The 7,236-nt window shown below is 41.9% G+C and carries 3 protein-coding genes; all 3 read left to right on the top strand.

Annotated features, from left to right (window positions below; genetic code table 11):
- The first annotated feature begins 320 nt into the window (after positions 1–320).
- The 3 genes from HUJ21_RS00075 to HUJ21_RS00065 all read left to right on the top strand — a co-directional run bounded on the left by HUJ21_RS00075 (position 321) and on the right by HUJ21_RS00065 (position 7,040).
- On the top strand, positions 321–1,928 hold the full coding sequence (locus HUJ21_RS00075) for a proton-conducting transporter membrane subunit (RefSeq protein ID WP_291366236.1): 1,608 nt from the start codon (positions 321–323) through the stop codon (positions 1,926–1,928).
- Between the two features lie 90 nt (positions 1,929–2,018).
- Entirely contained in the window at positions 2,019–4,496 is a 2,478-nt protein-coding gene (locus HUJ21_RS00070) for a DUF2309 domain-containing protein (RefSeq protein WP_291366235.1), read from the top strand.
- A 1,419-nt stretch (positions 4,497–5,915) separates the two neighbouring features.
- Positions 5,916–7,040 carry a glycosyltransferase family 4 protein gene (locus HUJ21_RS00065; protein ID WP_291366234.1) on the top strand — a complete coding sequence of 375 codons (1,125 nt, stop codon included), beginning with the start codon at positions 5,916–5,918 and terminating at the stop codon, positions 7,038–7,040.
- Positions 7,041–7,236 lie beyond the last annotated feature (196 nt).

Here is a 7,236-nt window from a genome sequence, read left to right as displayed (position 1 = left end):
AATATATAGGTCTTCTTTTCTATAAAATTTATTTAGGGGTAAAATTTTAAGATAACAGTTTTAAATCCGTCATTGGTAAATAGTCAAATCCCCCTTAATAAGGGGGCAGGGGGATTTTTTCAGTAACTGACACATCATCCGTAGGCCCTGGCATACCTGGAGAGACAATTTTTTCCAAAGGATTCTTGTTCATTAGTGCAGTTCATTTAAGGCAAAATCGTTATTTAACATAAATATTTTTTATGGGTTTCATACGAAATCTAAATAAAAACTTATGGATTTTTTTTCAAAACTTTGCAGCGGAAAAAAAATAGATACACATGTCAGAAAATTTACTTTCACTAATCGTCCTGCTCTCTCCGCTGGTATTTGTTGCTACAGCCGTAGCCTCCTGGTTTCAGCCTGGATGCAGACCAAAAAATATCATCACACTTAGCAAGGTCGCAACCCTGATGAGTCTGTTAATTGTAGTCTTTGGCAGTTTTTTAGTGGGCAGGAGGGGGCTTATAGAGTCTTCTTTGTTGGGAATGGAAGGTATTGGATTAAGCATACGACTGGATTCGCTTAGCCTGATCATGTTGGGGATGATTGCCTTGCTGGGCTTTGTTATTGTCAAATTCAGTTGTAACTACCTCGATGGTGACCCTAAGCAGGGCGCCTTTATGGGCAAGCTGGCTGCTACCATAGCTTCGGTGCAATTGCTTGTGCTTTCAGGAAACATTGGCCTGCTCTTTATTTCCTGGGTTTTGACCAGTATATCCCTGCACCGACTTTTGGTCTTTTATCCCGAGAGACCGGGAGCCCAAATTGCCGCTAAAAAGAAATTCATCCTGGCCAGACTTGGAGATGCGGCTGTGTTGCTGGCCATAGCTTTACTTTACAACACATTTGGCACAGGTAACCTGGAAATCATGTTTACGGCCATCAAAAATGAATTTTCTTCCGGTAACGGTTCCATGGCCCTTGAGCTTTCCGCATTGTTTTTGGCCCTTGCTGCGATTTTAAAATCAGCTCAATTTCCTACCCATGGCTGGTTGATAGAGGTGATGGAAACGCCTACTCCTGTATCGGCCTTATTGCATGCGGGACTGTTAAATGCTGGGCCATTTCTAATTATTCGAATGGCCTATGTGATGGATGCCGCTACAGTAGCACCTATCCTTTTGTTGGTACTTGGAGGGCTTACCGCCCTTTTTGCTTCCGTGGCCTATCTCACCCAAACTTCCATAAAAACGGCATTGGGCTACTCCAGTGTCGGGCACATGGGTTTTAGTCTTATGGTTTGTGGGCTGGGAGTATATCCGGCGGCCATGCTACACCTGGTCTCACACTCTTTTTACAAAGCCCATGCTTTCCTGTCTTCCGGAAGTGCGATCGATCTGGTAAGGGCCGCAAAGGTGATGGATGTAACCCGGATAGTTAGCCCCCTAAAGGTGGCTTTGGGCATTTTCCTTGCCTTACTCCTGTACGTTGGATTTGCCTGGCTTTGGGGGATTGATCCCCAAAATGAACTGCCCTTGTTGTTCATAGGTGCCGTCATCGTTATGGGGCTGTCACGCCTATTTACGGCGGCTTTTGCCAGAAAATGGGATGCAAGATTAATGATCCGAGCGGGCATATTGGCCATAACGGTCACCCTGGCATTCTTTACACTGGAAGCAGGAACGGATTTTTTGCTTGGTATTCAGGTGCCGGATATTCGTATGCCGGGTTTGGTTAATATACTGGTGTCAGGGTTTATTTTACTTGGGTTTTCCCTGGTTGTTTTGGTGCAGATTTTAGCCCCGCAATTTTCCAATAAACCACAATACCAGTCACTCGCCGTTCATGTTAGGAATGGCTTTTATGCCAATGCCTGGTTTGAAAGGCTAATCCGTGCTACACAACTTTTGTCCCCCGGGGAAAGGCAAACCTCCCCCTTACGATGATAGAATCGTCCGGAATCCGAAAGAAGAACCCAAACCATTGGCAATTTGCCGAGACCTATAAAAGCGACCAAAAAAACTGATTTAAAGAAAATGGAAGAACAAGTTTTAATACCATCCAAGAAAGATAAAAAGACCGCCCTTTTAAAGCACATGCGGAAGGCTTGCAAAAAAATTGCGCCAGTTTGGCCGCTGGAGAGTTTTGTAACTGTTAACCCCTACCTGGGGCTTACCGACAGGCATTTTGATTCTGTGGCGGAGCAATTGGCCACTGTGGGAGGTATTCAAATGACCTTGCCGGTTTCTTTTTACCTCAAAAAAATCCATGAAGGCAAAATTACACATAAGGATCTGCGGGCTGCTATTGATAAAAAGTCTTTTTTTAAAGTTGATGTAGCTACCTTTATCAGTCAATTGGAAAAAGGAGCCGATGTAAAACCAGGAGGTCCTGCCATTGCCACGCTTACCGATGTGGCCACCCGGTTTTCGAATCAGGATTGGAACCGGTTTTTTACGGCCAGAATTTCCACCTGGGCTGCTTCTTATTTTGATAACGGCCAGGCCCTTTGGAAAACAGCCAATCAGCAATCCGGCGTTTTCGAAGCCTGGAAGGCCGAAGCAGCCGTTGATCTTACCTTCGGGATAACCGGCCTGAAAAACTTCCGAAAGCATGTAAGCTCCTTTCCCGAAGAACCCTTGCAAGCGGCTGCGCAAGCCATGGATATTTTGGCTTTATCAGAGGAAGATCTACCCAATTACCTGCACCGCCTGCTGCTCCGGGTAGGAGGCTGGTCGGCTTATGCGGCGCGACTGGATTGGGACAATGAATTATATGGTAAGAAAGGAGGCGCTTTAACAGCCTTTCTTGCAGTGCTCATTTGCGCTGAAGCCAGTTTGTATCAATGCCTGAATTGTCCGGAGCTTGACCTGATGTGGCTGAATGCAAAAAAGCGCCTTTCTGAATCAAGTGAAAACACCGAAATTAACAAGGACTTGTCAGAAAAGCTTGTCTTACAGGAAGCATTTGAGATATCCGTTCAGCGGGAACTTATCGCTAAATTTCAGGTGGCCAAAACGAGCCAGGCCAGGAAACCAGTAAGACCGCTTGCTCAGGCGATATTTTGCATAGATGTACGGTCAGAAGTTTTTCGTCGAAACCTGGAACAGGTCAATCCCAACATAGAGACCCTTGGTTTTGCCGGATTTTTTGCTTTTCCCATTCGCTTTATACCCCTTGCGCACGAAAAAGGAGAAGCACAGTGCCCGGTATTAATTCCTACCGGGCCCACTATTCTGGAAGAGATTGCTGACAAAGGCCGGCAGCAGAGGGCCTACAAAAACCGCATCTTCCATCATCAGGTCTCCCAGGTTTGGAAATCTTTCAAATCAGGGGCGGTAAGCTGCTTTAGTTTTGTGAGTCCGGTGGGATTATCTTACTTGCCAAAATTGTTTACCGATTCCTTTGGGTTGACCCGGCCAGTTCCACACCCTGATCAGATCGGGTTGAAGGGAAAAATGTTAACACAAAAGGGTATCAGCCTGGGAGAAAACACGCACCAGGGCGAAACGGTAGGGATTCCTTTGGAAGAACAGGTTAAAATGGCAAAAAATGCCCTGAATGCCATGTCGATCACTGAAAATTTCGCCCGATTTGTGTTGATTGTGGGGCACGGGGCTACCACCGTAAATAACCCTCATGCCACCGGGCTTGATTGCGGTGCTTGTGGCGGAAGATCCGGGGAGCCCAATGCCAAAGTAGCAGCAGCGGTGCTAAATAATATGGCCGTTCGGAAGTATTTAAAGGAAGAACACATCTTTATCCCTGAGGATACGGTGTTTTTAGCCTGTCTTCACGACACGACCACAGATGAAATCAGCCTATTCAACGGACAGGATGTAGCTCTTGCTTATGCGGAAGAATTTAAGGAATTGAAAAGTTCTCTGGCAAAAGCCGGAAACGCCGCCCGTGCAGAAAGAGCCTTGCGAATGGCCATCGGGGCAAACCAGGACAAAGAGATTATCGCCCGGAGTAAGGATTGGTCACAGGTTCGTCCCGAGTGGGGTTTGGCGGGTTGCAACACCTTTGTGGTAGCTCCCCGTGAACGAACCAAAAACCTGAATTTTGGGGGGCAATCCTTCTTGCATTCCTACGACTGGAGAAAGGACCAGGAATTTTCGATCCTTGAACTGATCATGACCGCACCAATGGTAGTTACGAGCTGGATCAACCTGCAGTATTACGGATCGACGGTGGACAATAAAAATTTTGGTTCGGGTAACAAAACACTGCACAACGTTACCTCGGGGCTTGGCGTACTTGAAGGATACTCAGGTGACTTAAGGGTAGGCTTGCCCATGCAATCGCTGCATGATGGGGAGAAATACCAGCATGAACCGGTACGGTTGAATGTGATTATTGAAGCACCTATAGATGCCATGAATGCCATTCTGGAAAAACATCCCTCCGTCAAAGATCTTTGTGACAATGGATGGATTCACCTGTTTGCCCTGAACGAAAATGGTAAGGTGTCCTACCGATATGGGGGAGGCCTGAATTGGGATCTGGTTTGATTCACACTGTTTTTCTCAGGATGAATCACAGGGATTTCTTTTCAGGTGAAAAATCCCTCCTACAATTGTGGCATCGCAATCCATCTGCCAACGCTGATAAAGGTAGTCCCCTGGGGCTACCTTTTTTGCTTTTTTTTAGGTACATAAAAGCGTTATTAGGCAATAGGTTTCGAAGTGAGTGGTGTAATTACAAAAAATCAGTCAATATAGAGACTGAATCATAGTAATTCTCTGGCGAAGTCGAAAATTGAAACGAAATTACTGACATTGAAGTGATTTCATCAGTAATAGAAGTTCTTTTGCATATTTCGGGTTAAATTAAGAGGGACTTTTTCAGTTAGTTTTCAGGTAGCTAATATTCCGCCCAAAGAGTCGGGAGGATTCTTTTCGATATTATTTGGTAAATCAGGTAACATAAATTTTAACAACGAAATAAATTTAATCTCTTAGTTTTCACAGGTTAATTTTTAAATTTGCAAATAGAAAGGTAAAAAAATAAATTTAGAGTATTTAAATCTGCTTTACGGATCAAATTTAAATTGTTTTTTTCATTTAAAATTAATTGAATTAGGTGCCTAATCATTAATTTATGTCTAATAATCCTTGAAAGGATATTAGTTTCCAAAACACCCCTTAAGGGCCAAATTACTAGCTTTTTCCAATGAATGAAATTTTCTAATAGGTTTAGATTCAGTTTATTAAAATATTTTAGTAAGAGTCTAATTCAATTACTTTAATTATTAAATTAAAATACAATGTTTGAATGCCTGTATTTTCTTTATATTAAATTATTCATGGTAAATATATATTTTTTTCTTTTTTTAATAAGAAGATCTAGTTTGAAAATATGCTATTTTTTTTGGGGATCTTCGAGATCCCCAATCGCCTTTCCATTTTGCATATCGGATAGGCAGGAGGTTGCTGCTTTCCACATGACAAGGCAACAGGCCTTGTTTTGAGGATTTTAGGAGCCATTTTTGGCCTGTTTTACTGATCATTCCTTACCAGTGGAAAAAATCGCCGAAATTTTTTTTCCAAGAAATTTTTAAATGTAAAAAAATGGCTATATTTAATGAAATAAATGCATAAAAATGAATTTTAGATAATGTTTTATGCATATTAATTATTTTCGAGTTGATTGATCAAGGGCTAAAACCAATTTTTTATTTTTTAGGGTATATATTCTTTCTCATTAGGGACTGACCTGGCGAAGCTTTGAACTTTGGTGAAACCAATAAAGTACCCTTTCCTTTTTGTATGCAGTAAATCCCAAAGACCGATTGAATATAAAATCGGAAATATTGGAAGCCTCACAGAATGGGTTCCCATCCTGCAGGAGGCTACCTAAACCTGCCTGCCTGAAAATAAAAAGGTCAGGGGCTGGCTATTAACAGTGAACCCTTAATAATAATAGATAAAATGATCCAGGAAAATATTGCCAAATGCATTCTCACCATAGGCGAGGATTACAGAACACCTAAAGGAGGCATTTCTACCGTGCTTAACACCTATTCCCGGTATTTTTTTCCGTTTAATTTTATTGCTACCTATCAAACCAATTTGAATAAATGGCAGAATATAGGCGCGTTTTTTATCGGATTGACCAGGATTTTTAATAAACTTTGGCGGGATCAAAACATCAGAATCGTACACATACATGGTTGCCATAGCGGTAGTTTTTACAGGAAATTTTTGGTTTTTTTAATCGTTAAATACTTGTTCTCAAAAAAAGTAATCTATCATATCCATGCGTCTGACTTTCCGGATTTTTATAAAAACAGTTTTTTTGTAACCAAAAAATCCATTGAATTTTTAATGGGCAACGTGGATTTGTTGCTCTGTCTTTCTTCGGATTGGAAAAGATATTTTGAAGAGAATTTTAATGTCAAAAAAATTCTCATTTTAGAAAATATAATTGAACCTGCCGCGCACAAGTCCACCACCAAAAATGAAAAATTGGTCATTGCCGTTTTTTTGGGAATTATAGGAGAAAGAAAGGGGATATTTGATTTGCTGGAGGTGATCAACGTAAATAAAACCTTCTTTAAAAACAAATTTCAACTCATTATAGGAGGTAATGGGGATGAAAGGCGGTTAAAGAAATATATCACCTCACATGGTTTGAGTGATTTGGTGACCTATGAGGGTTGGGTGAAGGGAGAAAAAAAACAGGAATTGTATTCAAAGGCCGATGTATTTGTTTTGCCATCCTACAACGAAGGCTTACCTGTTTCCATACTGGAAGCCATGGAGTATGGATTGCCTGTTTTGTCTACCCCTGTCGGTGGAATCGGAGAGATTGTTCACGATAAGGTAAATGGGTTCTTAATTCCTCCCGGCGACAAAAGGGCGCTATTTGATGCGCTAAAACTTCTCATCGAAGATGATCATATGCGGAAACAAATGGGGGAGATGTCAAAACAAATGGTCAAACCCTATTTATCTGATGCTGTTATACCAAAGCTTTCGCTAATTTATACGGATCTTTTATTTTTAGATGCAGATTTGACGCCTACCAATGGTACAGTAAAGGTAAGCCTGTAAATCAATTGGTTAATGGTTACTTATTTTGAAATGTCCCGACCAGAGTCGGAGGGGATTTTTTACGCAAAAAGGAAAATCACCTGTAACTCCAAACTTTTCAAAAATTTAGCACTTTGGAAAAGTTAAGCCTGGATTTCCAAATCGATCGCAACCAAAATCCCTCCGCCGCGGCGGAGGGTAAGGGGGATTTTTTCGG

The sequence above is a fragment of the Cyclobacterium sp. genome, assembly GCF_014762705.1.
Lineage (GTDB): Bacteria > Bacteroidota > Bacteroidia > Cytophagales > Cyclobacteriaceae > Cyclobacterium.
Note: the sequence above shows the minus strand (reverse complement) of the source record. Positions and strands in the feature narration are given on the sequence as shown.

Excerpts from the sequence above, each read along its gene's own strand:
- HUJ21_RS00075 (WP_291366236.1), top strand. The coding sequence starts at position 321 with ATGTCAGAAAATTTACTTTCACTAATCGTCCTGCTCTCTCCGCTGGTA.
- HUJ21_RS00070 (WP_291366235.1), top strand. The coding sequence starts at position 2,019 with ATGGAAGAACAAGTTTTAATACCATCCAAGAAAGATAAAAAGACCGCC.
- HUJ21_RS00065 (WP_291366234.1), top strand. The coding sequence starts at position 5,916 with ATGATCCAGGAAAATATTGCCAAATGCATTCTCACCATAGGCGAGGAT.